The following is a 961-nucleotide window of genomic DNA, read 5'->3' as shown; positions in this document are numbered from 1 at the left end:
CATCGCCGCGATGGGCTTCGACGTCGTCTACCTCCCACCCATCCACCCCATCGGCACCACCTTCCGCAAGGGCCGCAACAACACCCTGTCCGCCGGCCCGGACGACGTCGGCGTGCCCTGGGCCATCGGCTCCCCCGAGGGCGGCCACGACGCCGTCCACCCCGACCTCGGCACCCTCGACGACTTCGACACCTTCGTCGCCACCGCACGCGAACTCGGCCTGGAGATCGCCCTCGACTTCGCCCTGCAGTGCTCCCCCGACCACCCCTGGGTACACAAACACCCGGAGTGGTTCCACCACCGCCCGGACGGCACCATCGCCCACGCCGAGAACCCGCCGAAGAAATACCAGGACATCTACCCCATCGCCTTCGACGCCGACCTGGACGGCCTGACGGCCGAGACCCTGCGGGTCCTGCGGCACTGGATGGACCACGGCGTGCGCATCTTCCGCGTCGACAACCCCCACACCAAACCCGTCCTGTTCTGGCAGCAGGTGATCGCCGACATCAACCGCACCGACCCGGACGTCATCTTCCTGGCCGAGGCCTTCACCCGCCCCGCGATGATGCACACCCTCGCCCAGATCGGCTTCCAGCAGTCCTACACCTACTTCACCTGGCGCAACAGCAAAGAGGAACTCACCGACTACCTCACCGAACTGTCCGGCGAGGCCGCCGCCTACATGCGGCCCAACTTCTTCGCCAACACCCCCGACATCCTCCACGCCTACCTGCAGAACGGCGGCCGCCCCGCCTTCGAGGTCCGCGCCGTCCTGGCCGCCACCCTCTCCCCCACCTGGGGCATCTACAGCGGCTACGAACTGTGCGAGAACACCCCCCTGCGCCCGGGCAGCGAGGAGTACCACGACTCGGAGAAGTACCAGATCCGCCCCCGCGACTGGGCCACCGCCGAACACGAGGGCCGCACCATCACCCCCCTGATCACCAGGCTCAACGCC

General features: G+C 68.3%; 1 pseudogene. It reads left to right on the top strand.

What is annotated here, in order from left to right:
- Nucleotides 1–961: pseudogene (locus POF73_RS45765) on the top strand (alpha-1,4-glucan--maltose-1-phosphate maltosyltransferase); the annotation flags it as partial.

The organism is Streptomyces sp. HD, from assembly GCF_028369295.1.
Taxonomy (GTDB): Bacteria; Actinomycetota; Actinomycetes; order Streptomycetales; family Streptomycetaceae; genus Streptomyces.
This window is presented reverse-complemented; position numbering and strand designations above follow the sequence as displayed.